This is a genomic window from Spirochaetota bacterium, from assembly GCA_038043445.1.
Lineage (GTDB): Bacteria > Spirochaetota > Brachyspiria > Brachyspirales > JACRPF01 > JBBTBY01.
The window spans coordinates 1-21,074 of sequence record JBBTBY010000101.1; the positions used below are offsets into that span (position 1 = coordinate 1).

At 54.7% G+C, this 21,074-nt stretch carries 10 protein-coding genes; 6 read left to right on the plus strand and 4 right to left on the minus strand.

Going from position 1 to position 21,074, the window contains the following annotated elements; translation table 11 throughout:
* The 3 genes from AABZ39_14575 to AABZ39_14585 form a co-directional block, all read right to left on the minus strand.
* Positions 1-1,292 (minus strand): hypothetical protein (locus AABZ39_14575; GenBank protein ID MEK6796003.1); only part of this gene is annotated, 1,292 nt, incomplete at its 3' end.
* 273 nt (positions 1,293-1,565) lie between these two features.
* Positions 1,566-2,588 (minus strand): hypothetical protein, encoded by a 1,023-nt coding sequence (locus AABZ39_14580; GenBank protein MEK6796004.1) that lies wholly within the window; start codon positions 2,586-2,588, stop codon positions 1,566-1,568.
* 164 nt (positions 2,589-2,752) lie between these two features.
* Positions 2,753-9,253, minus strand: coding sequence for a hypothetical protein (locus AABZ39_14585; GenBank protein MEK6796005.1), 6,501 nt, complete (start codon positions 9,251-9,253; stop codon positions 2,753-2,755).
* A 462-nt stretch (positions 9,254-9,715) separates the two neighbouring features.
* Here AABZ39_14585 and AABZ39_14590 point away from each other — a divergent pair, with 462 nt between their 5' ends.
* The gene (locus tag AABZ39_14590; protein ID MEK6796006.1) at positions 9,716-10,873 is read left to right on the plus strand and encodes an HD-GYP domain-containing protein; all 1,158 of its coding nucleotides are present in this window, start codon (positions 9,716-9,718) and stop codon (positions 10,871-10,873) included.
* A 144-nt stretch (positions 10,874-11,017) separates the two neighbouring features.
* Entirely contained in the window at positions 11,018-11,971 is a 954-nt protein-coding gene (locus tag AABZ39_14595) for an NAD(P)-dependent oxidoreductase (GenBank protein MEK6796007.1), read from the plus strand.
* 10 nt (positions 11,972-11,981) lie between these two features.
* On the opposite strand, the gene AABZ39_14600 is transcribed toward AABZ39_14595, so the two are convergent.
* Positions 11,982-13,538: an alpha-isopropylmalate synthase regulatory domain-containing protein gene (locus AABZ39_14600; GenBank protein ID MEK6796008.1), complete on the minus strand. Its 1,557-nt coding sequence runs from the start codon at positions 13,536-13,538 to the stop codon at positions 11,982-11,984.
* A gap of 102 nt (positions 13,539-13,640) precedes the next feature.
* Here AABZ39_14600 and AABZ39_14605 point away from each other — a divergent pair, with 102 nt between their 5' ends.
* From AABZ39_14605 to AABZ39_14620, 4 genes are all read left to right on the plus strand, one after another.
* A complete protein-coding gene (locus AABZ39_14605; protein MEK6796009.1) occupies positions 13,641-13,964 on the plus strand; it encodes a DUF1846 domain-containing protein in 324 nt (107 codons plus the stop codon).
* Positions 13,965-14,114: 150 nt separating this feature from the next.
* Positions 14,115-16,862 (plus strand): extracellular solute-binding protein, encoded by a 2,748-nt coding sequence (locus AABZ39_14610; GenBank protein MEK6796010.1) that lies wholly within the window; start codon positions 14,115-14,117, stop codon positions 16,860-16,862.
* 25 nt (positions 16,863-16,887) lie between these two features.
* Positions 16,888-18,810: a carbohydrate ABC transporter permease gene (locus AABZ39_14615; GenBank protein MEK6796011.1), complete on the plus strand. Its 1,923-nt coding sequence runs from the start codon at positions 16,888-16,890 to the stop codon at positions 18,808-18,810.
* Positions 18,811-18,999: 189 nt separating this feature from the next.
* Positions 19,000-21,074: glycoside hydrolase family 38 C-terminal domain-containing protein (locus AABZ39_14620; protein ID MEK6796012.1), on the plus strand; the 2,075-nt coding region annotated here is incomplete at its 3' end.

Consider the following 21,074-nt stretch of genomic DNA (forward strand, 5'->3'; position numbering starts at 1 on the left):
TACTGGTAATCGCTCGGTTTGCGCACATCCACATACATCTCGTTGGAGAAGGCATTGCTCGGCAGACTTACCGAGAGCATGCCGCTTCCGAACACCACGCTGTCCTGGGTCTGTACTGTCACCAGGAATACGCTGTTGGTCGCGAGGGTCGGCACCATGCTGTGCCGTGCGCTGATACGGCCGAGGCCGCTCTTGAGCGTACGCACCGCATTGCTCGCTTCAACGACAGCGACCGAGGGTATGTCGCTCGTGTAGATGAACTGCGCGCTTACGTCATTGGTAACGAAGGAGCTGTCGACGCCGTAGATGCGCATGTTCGTGACCACGTTCGTACGGATGTAATAGGGATTGGTCATGATGAGCGTCATTATCGTCTTGAACAGCGCGTTCGTCGATTTGTTGGTGACAGGCTGTATATCCGCATAGTATGCGAACACCTGCGCGTCATTGGTCACATAGATACTGCCTGGTATCCCGGTCGGCGCCGTCTCGAAGAACATGAAATTCGTGAACACACCGGTATTCGGTCCTGTTTCGGCAAGCGTCAAAAGCTTCATCGGCGCATAGGAGGTTGCATTGACGTTGACCGTGATCGAATCCGGAGCGCCATAATCCGCGTTCCTGTCGGAATCCGTTACCGAGACGAAGATGCGGTCGCCGTACCCGAAATAGCTTACACGGTCGAATTCAACGATCCCATCCATGATACCCGGCATGATCCAGAGCAGACCAGGCGAATTCGTGAACATGTTGGTATACACGTTCGTATTCGTGTTCTGGTCCACCCGTACATAGATCAGGCCGGGTATCGGGTAGGATGTGCTGAAATTGGAACCGTCATAATCGGGGAACGTCGCACTTGGCGATATAAAGGAGAGGTTCGTTACCGCCAAATTCGTCGACGTCGCCGCATAATTTGTATCTAAGGAGGAAAATACAAGGTTCGTGGCAGCAGTCAGGGTGACGTGATACCCGTTGATATCGAGCGCCCGAATGTTCATGAGGAAGTTGCTTCCTGCATACAAGGGGCCGCCCGGGCCGTTGGTCCTCAACGCGAACTGCACCAGCGGCAGTTCGTACACGGGAACGTTCGTGATGATGATATTGGTGTTGGTATATGCCGCACCCGCACCATTCGTAACCAGCTTCATACCCCAGAAATTCGAGGTAAAGGTGGCTGCGACGGCGTTGTCGTACGACACCACGGCATTCGTATGAACTATGTCATACGTGATACCGAGGAGCGGTATATGGAGGAATACCGCACATGTCAATACACGCAACAATCTCATCGTGTCACTACGTCCTCTTTACTGTCTCGTAAAGATCACAAATACACGGTGCCACTCTCCGCCAAAAGACCTCGCTTTTGGACGGAATTCGATAAACCTGTCATTGACAATCCTGAGCGAAGATTAACCGGCCTCAGGCGGACCTACCGTACAAAAATGGGATGTACGGCAGGCGGATATGCAAAAACCGGGCACTAAGTGCCGGCGATTCCGCTCAAAAATGTCAAACTACCACAACGCTATGCCGCGGGATAGCGGCAGAGCAGAGTGGGCTTACTTCACGACAACTCGGTACGTGACCGATCCGCCCGCGCCGGCATTGACGTTCGCGATCGTAAAGTCGATGCGCTGAACGTTCGTGTTGACATGGCTTCCCGCAAGGGCAGGGAATACCGTGCCGTTGTTGGCGGTAATATCGGCCGAGGTCGCGTCATAGAGCGCGAGGGTAACACCCGCGGTCGTGGCTGTGTTCGTGAAATACGCCACATAGGCCGTCGGGAGGAAGTCGCGCACGATAACGTTCGCTGCAGCGGCGCTACCGGTATTCGTATACGTAAGGGTATACGTGATCCAAGCACCGGGCACTACGTTGCCTGCCGGGACGCCGGTAAGCGTGCTCGAATCGACAACGAATGTCTTTTCGAGGAACACTTTCGGTCCGCCGACACGTACTGCGAGGAAGTTGGTCATCCAGTTCGTACCGCCGTAGAAGAAGCCGTTGCTCGCCGGGTACAGGTAGGTACGCGGGGCGGGATAGACCGCAGCCTGCGTTCCAAGCTCATTGGTCAGCATCATGTTGAAGTAAGCGCCGTCCGGTGCATTGCCCGGTATACCGACGTATATCCGTGCCGTCAATTCAGCATCCGGGGCGACGTTCACCGTTGCGCCGGTAGCGAGCACACCGCCAGCCGTGTGGTTGGACAACGTGATGAGCCACGGCGACGAAGCGCCGAAGTTCGCCCAATTCGTCCCGAACGTGAAGCGGAACTGTGCGTTCGTATTCGCCATGTTGGTGAACACGAAATCAAATGTGTTCGTGGAACCCGAGTTCCAGTTGTTCGACTGCCACTGAACGGTAGCGTTCGTAGCGCCGAACACTTCGAGCACGATGTTCGTCACCGTGTTGGAGCCGTTCGTGGTGAACGAAACACCGACAGAGTTTTGGAACTGAACGAACGTATTTGTAGAAAGAATAGCCGTTCCGCCAGCAGTTCCCTTGGCGAAAACGGTCGCGGTGCCGAGCACCATGAACAGAGCGATGAGTACCGCTGCTGCCCGTTTTGTTCGTGTAACCATTGTTTTTTCCTCTTTTGTTCTAATTTTCAGCCCCGTCATTTTACGTCAGCCGGGAAGACGGATGATATTCCCTTGCCTTTACTGGCAAGTGGGGGAAGCACATGTGTCTACTGCGAGGCGTCACCTCCTCCGATGATGCAGATATATTGAAAAGCTCTCATCGGCTACCTCACCACTACCCGATAGCGCAGCACGGCTGCCGCCGCGGCGGGTATCAGTAATTTTGTCAGCTTCACCTTATTGACATTGGCATCGACGATGCCGACGGGCGTATAGCTGTACACGCCGTTCGTCGCATAATCATAACTGTCCCCGTTGATGCAGGAGCCGGTCACGAAATGGAAGAAATTGGTATCGATGAAATCCTCAAGGACGACATTGGTCGCAAGCGTCATGCTCGTATTCGTGCAGATGAGGAAAAGCTCGATGATGGCGCCCGGTATGAGCTCGTTGGTGGCTGTTGCATAATTATTGAGCGGCGAGAAGATGAGGTTCGATTTCGAGCACACGATGGCGGGGCTCGACGGCGAGAGTATTATCCCGGTGTAGAACGAATTCGATGTATTCCCGGCGGCATCGACCGTATAGATCGATACCCAGTTCGTGAAACCGATCAGATTGCTCAGCATGACATTGGCGACGCTTATGTTGGTGGTATTCCCGAGATAGACGTTCGATACGTACGAGAAGATGGCCCCGCCGTTGGACGCGGTGGAGACAGTGACGGAAATAGTCACGTTCGACTCGCTCGTATACCCTTGAATCGTAATATTGGAATTGGTACTGAGCGTATAGGTCGTGTAATTGGTAATGACGGCGTTGGGCCGCGCACCATCGACTACGAACGTGCCAACGAGCATATTCGTCCAATTCGTCGTCGGTGTCGCGTAATCATACCCCTCCGCATATACCGATGCGGTTCCGTCGATAGCCTGTACATTGTAGCTGTTGGTATACGGACCGCGATTGGTGCCCGACACCCACGCTGCGAAATTAGTGGCACTCCCCTGCACGACGCGGATTATGGGATAATTCGTGACGCCGCCAGCGGGGCCGTTGGTACTGCGCACCGCTTCATCGGCCTGAATATAGATGCGCAGGTTATTGGTAAGCGGCACGGGGGAGGTCAGGCTCAAAAAGCTCAGGTACGGCGTGAACTGCGGCGGTGTCGTATCAACGCCGATATTTATCGTACCGCTGCGCACCGGCGCGCCGGACACCGAGATCGCAGTCCCGGTCGTCATCCCGTATGCGATAAAATCAACGTTCGACTCGAGCGACACCCTGAACCATTTACCGTTCGTCGATTGCCCGCTCAAGCTCTGTACCACCATGAAATTCGTGACCGAATTTGCCGGTAAAATACGATTGATATTCAGCACCGAGAACGCGCCATTATCCGCGTTGTACGACCCCGAACCGAGCAGCGTGTCGCCGCCGTCGATGAGGCCGTCCGCATTATTGTCAAAGTAGAGCCGCACGCTTGCCGCGGTAACGTCGAATGAATCGTCCAACGTACCCGAAGGGCGAATGTTGATGTTCGACAACTTCACCGACTCGCCGTCGTTCATGGCCGCAGTGAACTGGAGCACCAGGAGATCGGTCGTATTGCTCGCAACATTGGTCGCCGCGGGATTTTTCGCCCCCGCGGCAAGCGTTATCGCTGCCGTTCTGAAGAACGTGTTGGTATTTCCCCACAGCGGAAAATACTGTATGTTCGATACAAGATCACTGAAATCCGGCGGCCATGCACTGACGCTCGAAAGGTTGGTGATGCCCGCTGCGATCGTCGTTCCGATAGTTGCGGTCGCTTTTGTGTTGTATATCAGATTCAGATATCGTGTCTGGTTCGGCGCAAAATTGCAGTTGATGTTGGTAAAGGCTACAAGGCCATTGTCCGCATTATATACATTGGACGCCAGCAGGGTATCGCCGCCGTCGAGAGTGCCGTTCCCATTGTCGTCAAAAAGACGGACCGAGTACAGGTCATTGATGTCATGGGCGCCGCCCGCGGCGGTGAAGGTCAAATTCGAGAGAACGATGCCGGTTGCCGGGCCGGCACGGAGCCGTAACTGCAGCATGCATACATCGCTTGCTCCGGAAATGACATTCGTCGCAGGCGGGTTCGCGGTCCCCGGGTCTATGCTCAATGCGGGGCGTATGAAAATATTGGTGAATACGATCTCATTCCCCCAGTTGCTGTAAAATGTTTTTGCCCGCACATGGAAATAGTTGGTCCCCTCAGGCAGACCAATATTGTCAATATTCACGTTCGTTGAATACGTGGCGATCTCCGCTGTAATGCTGTTCGTCCCGGGGTTCCCGTCGAGTCTGTAATAGTAATACACCCCTGATGGCGAGTTCACCTTATTGCTCACCGTGAAGCTTACGATCTCATCATAGAACAATTGATCGTTCGATATCTCGAATGAGTGTGCCGGAGTAGTGAAGCATTGCACGTTCGTGATATCCGGTTTCGACCGGTCGTAGATGAACGCCCCGACATGGACGTTCGACGCCCAGTTGCCGAAATAGTCGCGCGCAGTAGCGTAGACGTCGACCGTTCCATTGGTATCCGCGATATTGTTCGTGAACGCATACGTACCGGTCCCGCTTCCTGACTGATACGCTGCATAATTCGTTTTACCGCCGGGCTGCACCGTGTAAACGATCGGATAATTTTTCCAACCGTAATCGACGGTGAATGACAGCAGTTTCGGCGACACGGTGCCGCCCTCCGGGGGCGCCGCGGACAACGATGCCTCGTATTGCAGTACCCGAATTCCGGCGTTCGTGAGCGCGTTCGGAACGGTATTTTTGCTGACCGTGTACCATGGGGCAGCGTTGATGAATGCAGGGTTATTCGTACCGCGGACACGCATGGTTATGGCGCCGCCGCCGGTGACATCATTCGACCATGTCATGCGCAGGGCGTTGGAGAATGCTGCGGTAAAATCCATGTTCGTAGAATAGAAGACCGCGGTCGCGTAGCCGACAGCACCAACATATACGAAGCGCGGGGAGGCATAGGCATTTGCATAATTCACGGTATTCGTTCCGGCATTCCCCGCAAACCCCCGAAAGCCCAGTCCCATGCCGGCGGTATTGCGTATCCGGGCGCGTGCATTTCGGACATTGATATACACGCCGTGACCTTGTTTCACCGAAATACTCAGATTTGATATGCTTGTAGCGGTACTCGCCGCTGTGGCATACAGCGATCTCGGCGCATAGCCCTGCCATTGATTGGCGCCGATATCGGTTCGATTTGTCGCCACGGAAATATACATCGTTCTGTTTGCCGTTGCCGACATCCCGATATATTTTGTCACAACGCCGTCCGCGGAAAATCCATTGGCAGCGACATTGTTGATGTAGGTGTAATTATTATTTCCGGAGTTCGCGTTCGGCACATTCGTATTCCCGGCAAATATACCCAGTATCGTCATGACAAGATCGCTGGTGGCCGGCGTAACATTGGTCCAGCCCTTCCCCTGGGCGAATAAAATATCGGTGTAATTAGTTCCGCCGACATAGGCATTTTCATCAGGGATGATCTGAATGATGACATTGGTATTCGTGACAAACAACGACGTCACGAATGGCGACCCGGTAAAATATGCCGGCCCCGTAAGATCGAGCAGGACGACCTTTTTTGCTCCCGTAAGCGGGATACCGGATGAATTTACCGCCATCACTGAATTAACACCCGTTGCGCTTACCGCGCTTATGCTCATCTGAAAATCATCCTGGCTTATCGAGGAACCGTCAAAATCATAGACCACCAGAAGATAATTCGTCGTTCCGGCATCGATCTGCAAATTGAGCCCGGAAAAGGTTATACTTCCGTTATCCGCGGAATACGTCTGCCCGCCGGTTATCGGGATATCGCCGGCATCATACACCCCGTTCGTATTCAGGTCGTTGACTATACGGACACCATTCGCTACAAGACCATCTACGTCGTCGCCGCTGCCGAGTGCGTTCATCGTGATACTGCCCACAGTGACATCCTCCTGCGGACCGGCACCGATGGCCATTTGAAGCATAGGGACATTGACGTCGTCGCTATTGATGATGCTCTGCGACGGATTCTCCGGACCGTAACTCGCAAAGAGCGTCCCGACGAGGGTTATCGTATTCGTGTTCGCAAACACCGGCAGTCCGCTTACCACATTCGTCGTTGCAGCATCAACTGATATATTCGAAAGCGCGTCGACCCCTTCAAGACCGAGATAGAACGTCAGATTGCTCGTCGCCGTACCGGCGAGACTTCCGACCACGATGAAATTCGTCTCGGAATTCGCGGGTATCGTATTCGTGAAATTGTCAAAGATCACATAGCCGTCGTTCGCATTGAACGCCCTGTCGCCGCTGAGAAGGATCTCGCCGCCGTCGAAAGTACCGTTCCCCTCATCAAGATACAGTTTCAGACTGTTGAAGGAAAAATCAGCGGTATCGTTGAGCGTCCCATTCGCCTTCAATTTCAGATGAAAAACATGGTATCCCACCGGCCCGGACTGCAGTCTCAGCTGCATGAGAACAGCATTGTTCGCATTGTTCGCAAGGAAGCGGTCGGGCGGCGTATTGGCGCCGATATCGACATAGAACGGCGGTGTCAAGTAGAGATTGGTAAAGACGAATTGCGTGCCCCATGTGCCTGCATCGTTCCGTGCCCGTACGATGAAATAATTGGTACCGGGCGAAAGCGTGAAGTTGGTCATATAACTGTTCGTCGTGTATGCCATTGTCGCATCAACGGTGCCCGCCGCCGTATTGGTGTACACGTAGTAATACCGCTGCGGCGAGGCCGTGTTCGAACTGAAGAAGCGATAGGAGACGAGGTTATCGAAGTTCGTCATTCCGTTGGTTATCGTTCCCGTAAAATTGGCGTTCTGCCAGCAGGTCACATTGGTAACGTTCGGTATCAGACCGTCAACGATAACACTGCCGATGGGCTGATTCACCGTAGCATTGCCGTCCGCATCGAATCCTGTTGCGTACACGAGAAGATCGCCGTTATACCCCGTACGAAGCGTATTCGTGTATGAAAAATACTTCTGCGAAATGCTGTTGGAGTACACAAATTGATAGTTCGTCTTCGCGCTGTCCGCATAATTCGACTGCGTTACACTGACAACAGGCCGATTGGTCACATCGTACATGACGCGCAGATACGATACTTCCGGCGATTCTTCCCCGTTCGTCGATGCATACAGTGTTATCCGGTATTGGAGGAACCGATTGCTGAGCGGTGTCGCAGCGGTCAGAGACATACCGTTGGTGACGTTCGTCCACACGCTCGGAGATGTGAAATTGGTATTGTCATCGCAGCGAAGTGATACTTGGACGGCACCGTCATTCAATATCTCGTTCCAAAGTATGCGATAATAGTTCGATCCGCCGGTTACCGTATCGAGCACGGGGGAAAAATAGTCGGACACGGCATACCCGACGGCATACACGCACGGCGCGAGCTCGGTATTGGCGGTAAAAACAGCGGGGGCGGCATGATCGGCATTCGCAAGTCGCAGTCGGTCACAACTCGCGGCCGCGCCGAAATTCATGAATACCGCCCCGCCGGAGCCGTCATCTTCAAAGTAGCCGACCATATTGCCTGAAAACACCTCCCATGCCGGTGTTGGGTAATGTATCCACAATCCGCCGCTGTTGATATTGCCGGTATTCGTCTCATACATCAGAACGAGAGTGGTCCCGCCGCGATTAGAGGCGATCTTGAATTTCGCTGAACCATTGTTGAGATTCCCTGATGATGCCAGGAAGCAGCTCGTAACGATACCGCGGTTCTGGAATCTCTCCGCAGCAGTATTGTTGTACACGGTATCATCATCGCGGTTCTCGGCGGTCGGCGACGACAGCGGGTCCTCATAGCGGCCGGCACTTATCGCACAGGTGGATATGGTAACTGACTGGCCTATCACGAGATTGGTGCCGAAACCGGCGTTGAAATTCGTCACTGCCAAAAGTCCGCCGGAGAACACCGGCTCATCCGTGTTCACATACAGTGAAAGGTTCGTCGGGGCATAGGCCGGAGATGCCGAGGCGAACGGAATGTTCTGATAGAATGACGGGCCAAGCTCATCAACGAGCACGACCGCACCGTTCCCGTACGCCGGAAGCCCTTTTACCGCGATCGTACTCCCGCTCACACTGCCCTGTGCCATGACCGCATCAATGGACATGCGGAACGACGAGCCGTCGCCGGCGACGCCCGCAAAATCATAGAGAACGAGATAATGATTCGTCGCTCCGATCGCGACCGTTTCGTTCAGTCCGAGAAGAAAGATCGTACCGTCGTCTATCGAGAACGACTGCGAGGTCCCGACCTGCACATCACCGCCGTCGTACAGACCGTTCTTGTTGTTGTCGCGGTATATCTTCACCGTGGAAATGTCGAGCGATTCATCGCCGCTGCCGGCAGCACCGAACGCGAACCCCGAAACTACGGCAGCCTCGCTTCCGCCGGAATGTATCGCTGCGAAATGCAGCATTCGCACATTCGCGTAGTTGTTCTGGATATTTGTCGCATGGGTATAATTCGATGTCGGAGCGACAGCGAGCGTGATCGTCTGCGCGTTCGCGGCAAGAGAACCGAACATCGCAAACAGCAGAATATTTTTGACATACTGAAGAAACGTCTTCATGTAAACGCTTACATTGCTATATCCACAAAAAGAATTCCCGCGGTCATTTCCCGACGATACACCACTACCCAGTCTCGCATTTTCAGTTCGTGTGCTCAATTTTTCCAGCATGAATTGTATTTATATTGCTTTACTCGCTCATTCCCTCAGCAGTGCGGTGTGTTCGGCAGCCTGATCTCTCCATAGCGCACTCCTTATTTGAGCTATTTTCCTCGGGTATATATATAACAATTATATTGTAGAAAGGTGAATGGTACAAGTAAAAAAATCTACCGATATGCCAATTATTTGACATGTAAAAACTTCGAATTCCACTGGAAACCTACTGCTTTTTCGGCTCGTGATCAAAAAATTCAACAAAAAACTTATGTCAACTCAAAAAATTACCGCTTATGCTCCGCAAATAACTGGAATTGCCGGCACCCTATTGTAAAAACATCGACATTCTATATACTCTCGCGCATGGCTGAATTAACCGTGACCATCGATAAATTGAAACCCGGCATGGTGCTCTCGGACGCCGTGAACGCACCGACGGGAAGAAAACTCTTCGAAAGCGGCGTCGCGCTCACCGAAGAACACATCGAAACGATAAAAAAGAGCGGCGTGGAACGCGTCATGGTGCTCGTTTACGATCAGTATTCCAAGGCGCTCGCTTCCGATACCGGCACCGCAGCGAACGTCTCGACGGCATCGCGCTTTATCGAAGAGGACGGGGCGAAAAAACTCAAGATCGACAGCGCCTCGTCAGTACGATCGCATGCCATTGCGATAGAACGCACGAAGAAATTCTTTGACGACCTGAAACAAGGCGCTACGATAGAATCGACGGCCATCATCGGAGCGGTCAACACGCTCGTCGGCGATGTGCTTTCCAACCCGCACGCGTTCTCCAATCTCTCCATACTCAAAATGAAGGACGAATACACCTACGTACACTCCGTGGATGTGGCCGTACTCGCCGTGCTCATGGGCACGAACATGAAAATGCAGAAGGCGGACCTCTTCACGCTCGCCGCGGCGGGACTCCTCCACGATATCGGCAAAATGCTCGTGCCGGATGCCATCCTTACCAAGCCCGGGAAGTACACCGACGCCGAGATGACGCAGATGAAAAAACATTCCTTCCTCGGCTATAAGCTCCTCAAGCGTGAGAACATCGATGACCGCGTTGCCAACTGCGTGCTCGAACATCATGAATGGGTGAACGGCAAGGGATATCCTTTCGGGAAAACCGGAATTTACCTCGATGACTTCAGCAAGATCATCGCCGTCTGCGACGTGTTCAACGCGCTCACCACACAGCGCTCCTACCGCGACCCGATGGAACCGTACAAAGCGGTCAAGGTCATCGCCATGGAGGCGGGAAGTCACCTCGATACCGAACTCGCCAAGGTGTTTCAGCGCGTGATAGGCATGTACCCCAACGGCACCATCGTGCTCGCCTCCGACGGAAGCCGCTGCCGCGTCGTCGAGCAGAACACAACGCTCCCGCTTCGCCCCGTACTCGAGGTCATACAGGATGCATCGGGAACGAAGCCGTCCGTACCTGCCGTCATGGATCTTGCCGAACGCAAAGACATCTTCATCAAGGAGATCGTCCCGACACGCCCGGCGTAAATTTCCGCTCAGGTATAACCGTCCAGGTGCCACCGTCCAGGTATAAATACCCGCCCCACTGAGTCCCGAACAAGTACCTTTCCCCATTCACCAACCTCTGTGGTGTCGTTATATTCGAGGCATATCTCACAAGGAGTACCTGGTATGAAAAAGATCCTGGTCACCGGCGCAAGCGGCGTTGTCGGCCGCGAAACGCTTGCCGCGCTCGCGAACATGACATCAGTGCATGTCACCGCTTTTGACAAGCCGACACCTCATGCAAAACGAACGCTCACGCGCTCCCGATCGTGCGATATCATCTGGGGCGATATCACCGATACGGCCGCCGCTGCACACGCCATGAAGGACATCGATGTCGTCATCCATCTCGCGGCGATAATCCCCCCGCTCGCGGAGAAAGATCCCGCCCTGGCCGAACGGGTGAACGTCGGCGGCACGAGGAATATCATTCGCGCTGCCAATAATGGCCGAGACCCGCTCATCATCTTCGCTTCATCGGTGTCGGTGTACGGCGACAGGCTTTCCGACCCGTGGATACGCGTTACGGATGCGCTCTCCCCGGGCAATGATGCGTACGCAAAGACGAAGATACAGTCCGAGAGCGATCTCGCCTCGTCAGGAAGACGATGCGCGATATTCCGCCTCAACGCGGTGATGTACCCCACCATATCGATGAACAGCGCGATGTTCCACATGCCGCTCGCCACCGAACTTGAGATCATCACCTCCGCGGATGCAGGGTACGCGTTCGCGCATGCCGTCGAGCACCCCGAACTCGCAGGAAGGATATTTGATCTCGGCGGCGGCCCGGCATGCAGAACGACGTACCGCGAGTACATCGACAACTGCTTCGAGGTCATGGGTCTCGGACGCGGCTTTTTACCCGAATCGGCGTTCGCAAAAAAGGATTTTCACTGCGGAAATTACGCCGACAGCAATGTGCTCAATGACATTTTGCATCATCAGCGCGCAACGATCGCATCGCATCTCATCGAAATGCGGGCGGTGCTCCCCCGGTGGAAGCGGGCGATAGCCGGTATGATAAAAGGGGTGATACGCCGCCGAATACTGCGTTTTTCCGAGTGTGCCGCGGAGTAAGTATGCCCTGCTAGGATTTTTTCTTTTTCCCGACATCTTTCCGAAGAACAATATTGAGCATGTTCTCGGTCGCGACAATAGCGGCCTTCACCTGATCGCAGTCGACGCCGCGCGTGACGACACCGCCATCCCAGACGATGGTGGTCTCAACGAGGGCATCGGTCTTCCCGCCGGGCGGTATATGCACTTCGTAATCGAGGAGCCGCGGTATCTCGATGCCGAAATTCGATACGATGGGCAGAAGCGCCTTCATGAACGCATCGTATCCCCCGTCGCCCGCCGCGCTCGAATGATAGGTCTTGCCGTCATAATCGACCGCTATCGTCGCGGTCGGCGGCAGATGCTTCGCCGTCGATATGATGCAGTCGCTGATGCTGATGACCTGGTCCTTCGGCGTCTTAAGGACATAGGCGATGATGAACGGCAGATCATCGGGCGTGATCATCTGCTTCTGATCGCCGAGTTCAATGACGCGCGCGAGCACCTGATCGCGCTGCTCCGTCGTGAGCTCAATACCGAGCTTTTCGAGGTTCATATCGAGGCTAGCCTTGCCCGCCAGTTTCCCGAGCGCATAGGTGCGGCTTCGCTTGAAGCGCTCAGGCGATAGTTTCGTCACGTAGAGATTTCCCTTCTTATCGCCGTCGGCATGGATGCCCGCCGTCTGCGTGAATACCGCGGCGCCGCTTATCGGCTTGTTCGCCGCAACGCGCTTGCCGCTGAATATCTCGACCATTTTCGATAATGCGAAAAGCTCGCTCTCGTCAACACCGTGTTCCATATCGGCGATGTCCCTGAGCACCACGGCGACCTCGTCGAGCGGGGCATTGCCCGCGCGTTCGCCGAGCCCGTTCACGGTAACATGAACGCCGCGCGCGCCGGCCTGTACGGCGGCAAGGCAATTGGCGGTGGCGAGACCGTAATCGTTGTGTCCGTGGAAATCGAAATGCGCGTTCGGATATTTTTCAGCGAGCTCACGCACAAAACGCATGACCATATCGGGCGGAAGAAGTCCGAGCGTATCGGCAAGCATGATGCGTTTTATCGGCATTGCGACAAGCTCGCGTATGAACGTTCTCGCATAGTCCTGTTTTTCGAGCATACCGCCCGACCAATCCTCAGGGTATACATTGCATGCGATACCGTGCCGCGATGCGTATTCAACGGTCTTTGCGATATCCGCGATGTGCTGCGCGGGCGATTTCCGAAGCTGTCCCTCGAGATGACGATACGAACCCTTGGTGAGCAGGTTCATCACCGAGCAGCCGGCTTCGCCTATCCAGTCGGCACTTTTATTCACATTGCAGAAACCAAGCACTTCAACGGCGCTGCCGAACCCCGCCTTCTTCGCCCACGATGAGATCGTGCTTACCGCCTGCTTCTCGCCCTCGGAAACACCGGCGCTCGCTATCTCGATGCGATCGACCTTTACACGTTCAAGCAGCGTGCGTGCGACGGTGAGCTTTTCCTCGACCGAGATCGATACACCGTGCGTCTGCTCGCCGTCACGGAGCGTCGTGTCCATTATCTCGATCCTGGCCTTTTTCGGGGTCCTGTCCGAAGCGTTCATTGCTGATTCTCCTCACTACCGGGAGATATAGTATACAATGCACGGATAAAAATGCCACCCGCGATATGGCAATTTTTGCCGACACACACTATAGTCCTCCCCATGCCTACCCGTATCGGTTTCGACAATGATCTCTATCTCGCGGAGCAGACGGCCGCTATCGACGAACGCCTGAAAAAATTCGACGGCAAGCTCTATCTCGAATTCGGCGGGAAGATACTTTACGATTATCACGCCGCGCGCGTGCTCCCCGGTTTCGATCCGAACGTGAAGATGCGCCTGCTCCAGAAGCTCAAGGAACTGCGCGGCTGCGAAGTGCACATCACGCATATACCGACACCGGGCGATGAGGCGGGGTTACGGCGTCTGGGCGTCAACCTTACGAGCGACCCGAACTTCTCTACGAAAAACCTGTTCATCTCCTGACAGAACGCGTCAGCACAATCGCAGAAAAATCCATTACTGGTGCAGATAAATCCATGGACATTATCAGGGGGGTGTAATATACTTCCATGCATTCACGCTGAAGCGCTATCGCGACATCGTTCATTCCCGTGTAAGGCAGGAGGAAGCATAATGCGACGCACTTTTTTGACGTTCGTGTCGATCATGATCGCCGTTGCATTCGTTTTCGGCGGCGGCTTGATTGAAACGAAACCCGACGGCCGCACCATCATACACCTCGTGCTTTATCAGCTCCCCAATCAGCTTGATATGACGCCCTTTGCCCGCTCCGAACGCGACGCCAATACGTTCTTCATAACGAATTATTATCCGAGAGAGCTCGCCGCACGCTATCGCGACAAATACCGCGCGAACCCGGCAAAGTATGGAAAACACAACTGGGATAAAGTTGAAGTACAGCTCGAATCGTTCACCGGCCTTGTCATTGAAGGTGTGGAACCCGACCTCATGGCGATAGCCGGCGGCATGGCACCCGATATCCTCTACGTGAATTTCAGGAAATCCGATAACTACATCCAGAACGGATTCCTCTACCCGCTCGATAAACCCGAGGACGGCTATCTCACCTCGCTCACGGAAGAAGAAAAGAATTTCCGTGTGCATGACAAGATATGGCCCGTCATCAATCGCAAAGGCCCCGGCGGGAAACATGTCTGGGCGATGCCCTACGGCGGTGCACTCGGGAAAGTGCTCATCTACCGAAAAGAGCTCTTTGATGAAAAGAAAATACCCTATCCGGACGAGAACTGGACATGGAACGATCTCTATGCGGCAGCAAAGAAGCTTACCGACCCGAAACGCGGTCTCTACGGCATTCAATTCGGCCGCGGCAAGCATGAATCTTGGCATTGGATAACGTTCCTCTGGTCCGCCGGCGGCGAGGTCATGAAGTACAACGAAGAAAAGGATGAATGGCGATGTACCTTTGAAGGCAAGGAAGCGGCTGCGGCACTCGATTTCTACACCACGCTCAATGCGGAAAAATGGACGGACAGCGACGGCAAGACGCGGCGCGGGTATACCTATAATGACACCGATGCCGGCACCAAGTGGCGCGACGGGTTCATCGCGATGTCATTCATGTACGTCGATGAAAAACTTTTTTCGACCATAGACCCCGAGACCTACGGCATGGCGCCGGTGCCGCTCGGACCGACCGGTATACGCGGCGCCGAATTGAACAGCCGCATGATGGGGATATTCGCCGGCGTCAAGGACCCGGCGCTCCGTGACGTCGCGTGGGAATATCTGAAATACCGCAACGGCAAGGAAGCGGTAGGCATTCAGACGCGCATCATGGTCGAAGGCGGATACGGACCCTTCATACACCCGAAATACCTGCGCATGTTCGGATACGACGAAATGGAACGTCTCGCGCCGAAGGGCTGGGCTGAGGTATTCGAGATAGCGATACGGACCGGCAAGCCAGAACCGTACGGACGCAACAGTAATTTCGCTTATGAGCTCATGACGACCCCGCTCCAGAAAATGGTGCAGATGTCGCTCGTTGATCAGCTGCCCGCCGATAATGGGAAGCGACTCGCGATCATGGAGGAAACACTTAAGGAAGCGAATGCCCGTGCGAACGAAGAGATGATCGGCATCATCAGTCCCGCCGAGCGTTCGCGCCGCGATATTGCGGCAATAATTGTCCTTGTCGTCATCGTTATCGCGTTCAGCCTGCTGTTCTGGTACGTCGGAAAATCCTTCGCCCCGCCGAAAATACTCACCGATATCAACGCAAAAAAACGTTTCTCGTTCAGGAACGGCTGGGCGTACATACTCCTCCTTCCCGCACTGCTCACGATCGTCATTTGGCAGTATATTCCCCTCGCGCAGGGCCTCGTCATGGGGTTCCAGGATTACCGCGTCATGGGTAACTCCCTCTGGGTCGGCGTACAGAATTTCGGCGATGTGCTCTTCGATTACAAAGTATGGTGGGTGACGGTGTGGAACGCCTTCCGTTACAGTCTCCTCGTCATCGCGCTCACGTTCATACCGCCGGTCATACTCGCGATACTCCTTCAGGAAGTCCCGCGCGGCACCGTTTTCTTCCGCATCATCTATTATCTCCCCGCCGTCATGTCCGGTCTTGTCACCATGCTCCTCTGGAAGCAGTTCTATGATGCCTCCGAGCTCGGCGTGCTTAACCGCCTTGTCATGAGCGTACCGGCGATAGCGTTCATACTTATCGGGATATTACTCTTCATCGCCTGCTTCATGTTCGCGAAACGGCTCTTTTATCATCAGAAGATGTTCGGCGGCGTGCTGACGATACTTGCCGGTGTCGCACTGCTCGGCACCCTGCTCTGGCTCGCACGCGGCGCTCTCTTCCCGGTAGGTGAGCCGTTCCTCGTGTCCATGGGAAAATTCTTCCCGCGTCTCATCGCGACAACGCCTGAACCGTATCGCTGGCTGCAGAACCCGGACACGGCCATGCTTTCCTGCATCATACCGCTGCTCTGGGCGCATGTCGGCCCCGGCTGTCTCCTCTATCTCGCCGCGCTCAAATCGATACCGGAAGAGGCGTATGAAGCCGCGGACATCGACGGGGCGACCTTTGTCGACAAGACGATATTCATCGTCTTTCCAATGCTCAAGGCCATTCTCATCATCAATTTTGTCGGGGCCTTCGTAAGCTCGTGGTACAATTCGGCCGACAACATCCTTGTCATGACCGGCGGCGGCGCAGGGACGGAAGTGGCTGCGCTCCACATCTTCTATAAAGCGTTCACCTATCTGAAATTCGGACCGGCGACCGCCATGGCGTGGATACTCGGCCTCATGCTCGTCGGGTTCACGGTGTATCAGCTCCGTGTGCTCACGCGCATGGAATTCAAGACCGTCGCCAGAAAGTAAGAAACGGACAGAGAGGAGTACATCCATGCCGCTCATAGCCCGCATCGGAAGAAAAAGCATCGGACCGCGCGTGATAATAACGCTCATGTACATTGCGCTCTTTGCCGGTGCAGTGACCATGATCTATCCGTTCCTTCTCATGATATCGGGGAGCACAAAAAGCGCGGTCGACAATCGCACCGTGGACATCATACCTGCGTACCTTGTCAATGACACCGCCCTCTACCAGAAATACGCCGAGGGCCTCATGAACGAGATGCCCAATGAGATGCAGAACCGCTACCACACGACGGTCTCGAGCTTCGAACGCATCATGCCGCCGTCATCGGTCAATAAAGCGCTCGTGAAAGAATACGAGGAGTTTCTCTCGAAAAAAGACCTCCCGGCATATTTCTATGAGCTCGGTTTCATTGCGGCGGGCACAACGCGCGGCGTCGTGCCGCAGAAGCTCCGGGAATTCAAGAACGAGATGATGAAACGCTACAACGGGAGCATCGACGAATACAACAAGGCGATGGGACTGCAGTACGTAAGCTGGAACAATCTCGGCGTGCAGCCGGAAATTTTCAATGCCCGCTTCGTCCGTCCGAAATGGACGCCTGCGCACAAGACGTACCGTGACTTCGCAGCCAAGCAGCCGCAGGAGGACCGGACCTATTTTTCCGTAGAAGGTTTTTACAAGTACACCTATCTCAAGAACATCTACGGCGCCGATATAAAGAAGTTCAACACAACGCACGGGACAGCCTACGCCTCGTTCGATGAAATACGGCTCGACGAACGCCTCTCCGGAAAACGCACCGCAAAGGAGCGCGAGGATTGGGAGAATTTCGTCCGGAAGACGCTCAACATACTTTGGATCTCCATCGATAATTCCGCACTGCCGGAATACCGCGCCTACCTCAAGGCGAAATATGTCACCATCGCCGCGCTCAATAAGAACTATGAAACGACATACCGCTCCTTCGCCGACGTCAAGTTCTCCGAAGACCTCTATCGCGAGATGCGCTGGGGAGGCCTGCGCGTCGTCGACCTCGATTCGTTCCTCCAGGGCTGGCGCGATCCGGTAAAACGGGCCGTTCATAAAGCGCCGCTCGATTCCCTGTCCGTTACCGGCATCGATTTCCTGTTCCGCAGACACCTTGCGGAAAAGCATCGCACCGTCAGCGCGATGAACAGCGCGCTTGGCACGAGCGTATCGGATTTCTCACAGATCGTGCCCCCGCAGAAGGAGTATCATTATCAGAATTTCCTCGACAACAGAACCGCGCTCAAGATAGAATTCAGCACGCGCAATTACCGCCGCGTCATCGATGAGGTCGTCATGCAGGGACGCGCGGTTTTCAACACCGTCATGTTCTGCCTTCTGTCGGTGCTCTCCGCGCTCATCGTGAACCCGTTGGCCGCGTATGCATTGAGCCGATACAAGGTGCGTTCCCGGTATCAGATACTCCTCGTGCTCATGCTCACCATGGCCTTCCCGCCGATGGTCACACAGATACCGCGTTTCCTCATGATACGAGACCTCCAGCTCCTCAACACGTTCTGGGCGCTCATATTGCCGGGGCTTGCCAGCGGTTATTCGATATTCCTCCTCAAAGGGTTCTTCGATTCACTGCCAAAAGAGCTCTATGAGAGCGCACAGATAGACGGCGCCGTGGAATGGCATCTCTTTCTCCATATAACCATGGCGCTCTCCAAGCCCATTCTTGCCGTCATTGCGCTCAACGCCTTCGTCCATGCGTATTCGGCGTTCATGTACGCGCTCCTCATCTGTCAGGACCCGAACATGTGGACGCTCATGGTGTGGCTGTATCAGCTCCAGCGGATGAGCGGGCCGGGTGTCATGTACGCGTCGCTCATCATAGCGGCGCTGCCGACATTCCTCGTGTTCGCCTTTGCGCAGGATGTCATCATGCGCGGCATCGTGGTGCCGACGGAGAAGTAGCGATTCTGAAATAACCCCCTTCCCTAGCCCTTCCCCCTTCAAAAAGGGGAAGGGAACGCGCAGGTAATTTTCTTATTCCCCTTTCCCTTCTTGGAGGGGAAGGGGCTGGGGATAGAAGGGTAAATTTCAATCACTTGCAGTTTTTGTCCAATGGGTTACGCTACCCGAACTTTCCTTAGGGAGTATCCCATGCCGCGAACGCTTCACCTTCTCTGCAACGCCCATCTCGATCCCGTCTGGCTCTGGGAATGGGAAGAAGGCGCCGCGGAGGCGATATCCACGTTCCGCACCGCCGCCGATCTCTGCGAAGAATTCGACGGCTTCATCTTCAACCACAATGAAGCGGTGCTCTACGAATGGGTGGAGGAATATGAGCCGGCGCTGTTCAAGCGTATACAGGACCTCGTCAGCAAAGGGAAGTGGCATATCATGGGCGGATGGTATCTGCAGCCCGACTGCACCATGCCGAGCGGCGAATCGTTCGTGCGGCAGATACTTGTCGGGAAAACCTACTTCAAGGAGAAATTCGGCGTCGAACCGACGACGGCGATCAATTTCGATTCGTTCGGCCATACGCGCGGACTCGTGCAGATACTCGCGAAAAGCGGCTATGATTCGTACGTACATATGCGGCCGGGTGACTATCCGATCAAGCACGATTTCCGCTGGGTAGGATTTGACGGCAGCGAAGTCATATCGAACAAAGTATACGGCGCCTATCTCACGCAGCGCGGGAAGTCGGTGGAGAAATGCACCTCCTTCCTCAAGAACGAAGCCGACCGCGATACCGGCCTCATACTCTGGGGCATCGGCGATCACGGCGGCGGTCCGTCGCGCGAGGACCTATCGCTCCTTACGGAATACATGAAGACAACGACCGATGCGAACGTGATGCACTCGACACCGGAAGCATATTTTAAAGCACGGAGATCGGCGCGGGAGTCGATGCCCGTGATAAAAGTATCGCTCATGCCGTTCGCCGTAGGATGCTACACATCGCAGGTGCGTATAAAACAAAAGCATCGTCTCCTTGAGAATGAATTGTACATGCTTGAAAAGATGTGCGCTTCGGCGGCGCTCCAGGGAAAGATGGACTATCCCGCGAAGGATATCCGCGAAGCATTGAAAGACCTCCTCTTCTGCGAATTCCACGACATACTCCCCGGCTCATCGATTCAGCCGGTGGAGGATATGGCGATACGGAAAATGGACCATGCGCTCGAAACGGCATCGCGCCTCAAGGCACGCGCATTCTTCGCGCTCTCATCCGGACAGCCGAAGGCGAACGACGGCGAAATACCGGTGCTCGTCTATAATCCCCACCCGTATCCGGTGGAGGGAATATTCGCCTGCGAGTTCCAGCTCGCCGATCAGAACTGGAGCGGCACGTTCACCGATGTGAAAGTGCGCGCGGACGGAACACTCCTCCCGACGCAGGTGGAACAGGAGATGAGCAATCTCAATTTCCTCGACTGGAGAAAGCACGTTGTCTTTCGCGCAAAGCTCGCCCCCTCGTCGATGAACCGTTTCGACTGCGAACTCATCACTATGAAAAAACGCCCCGCGAGAAAACTCGCAGCACGCGACGGGAAGATCACGTTCCGCACGAAGGAATTGACCGTCATCATAAGCACGAAGACCGGTCTCATCGATACATTCCGCGCAAAGGGGATATCGATGACGGCCAAAGGCGCCTGTCTCCCCGTCGTCATCAGGGACAGCGACGATTCATGGGGCATGCAGGTGAAGCGATTCGACAAGTTCGCAGGCTCATTCAAGCTCATGAGCAAAGCCGCCGGGACGAAATTCTCCGGCGTGACACAAGGCGTCATACCCTCAGTGCGCGTCATCGAGGACGGCGATGTGCGAAGCGTTATCGAGGCGGTGTTCTCGTACGGGAGATCGACGATATGCCAGCGCTATAAACTGCCGAAGACGGGCACGCGCATCGAGATAGAAACGCGCGTGCACTGGGAAGAGAAAGGCCGCATGCTGAAACTCGCGATACCGCTCGCGGGAAAGCCGATACGCTACCGCGGGGATACCGCGTTCGGCACTGACGAACTTTTCACCAACGGCGATGAATGCGTGGCACAGAAATGGGTGAGCGTCGTCGATGAAAAGCGCGGCAACGCGCTCACGGTCATCAATGACGGCTCCTACGGTTCCGACTGCACGCCGGAAGCACTTCGCCTTACACTCATGCGTTCACCGGGGTATTCAGGACACCCGAGCAAGGATCCCATCATCATGCGGCAGGACCG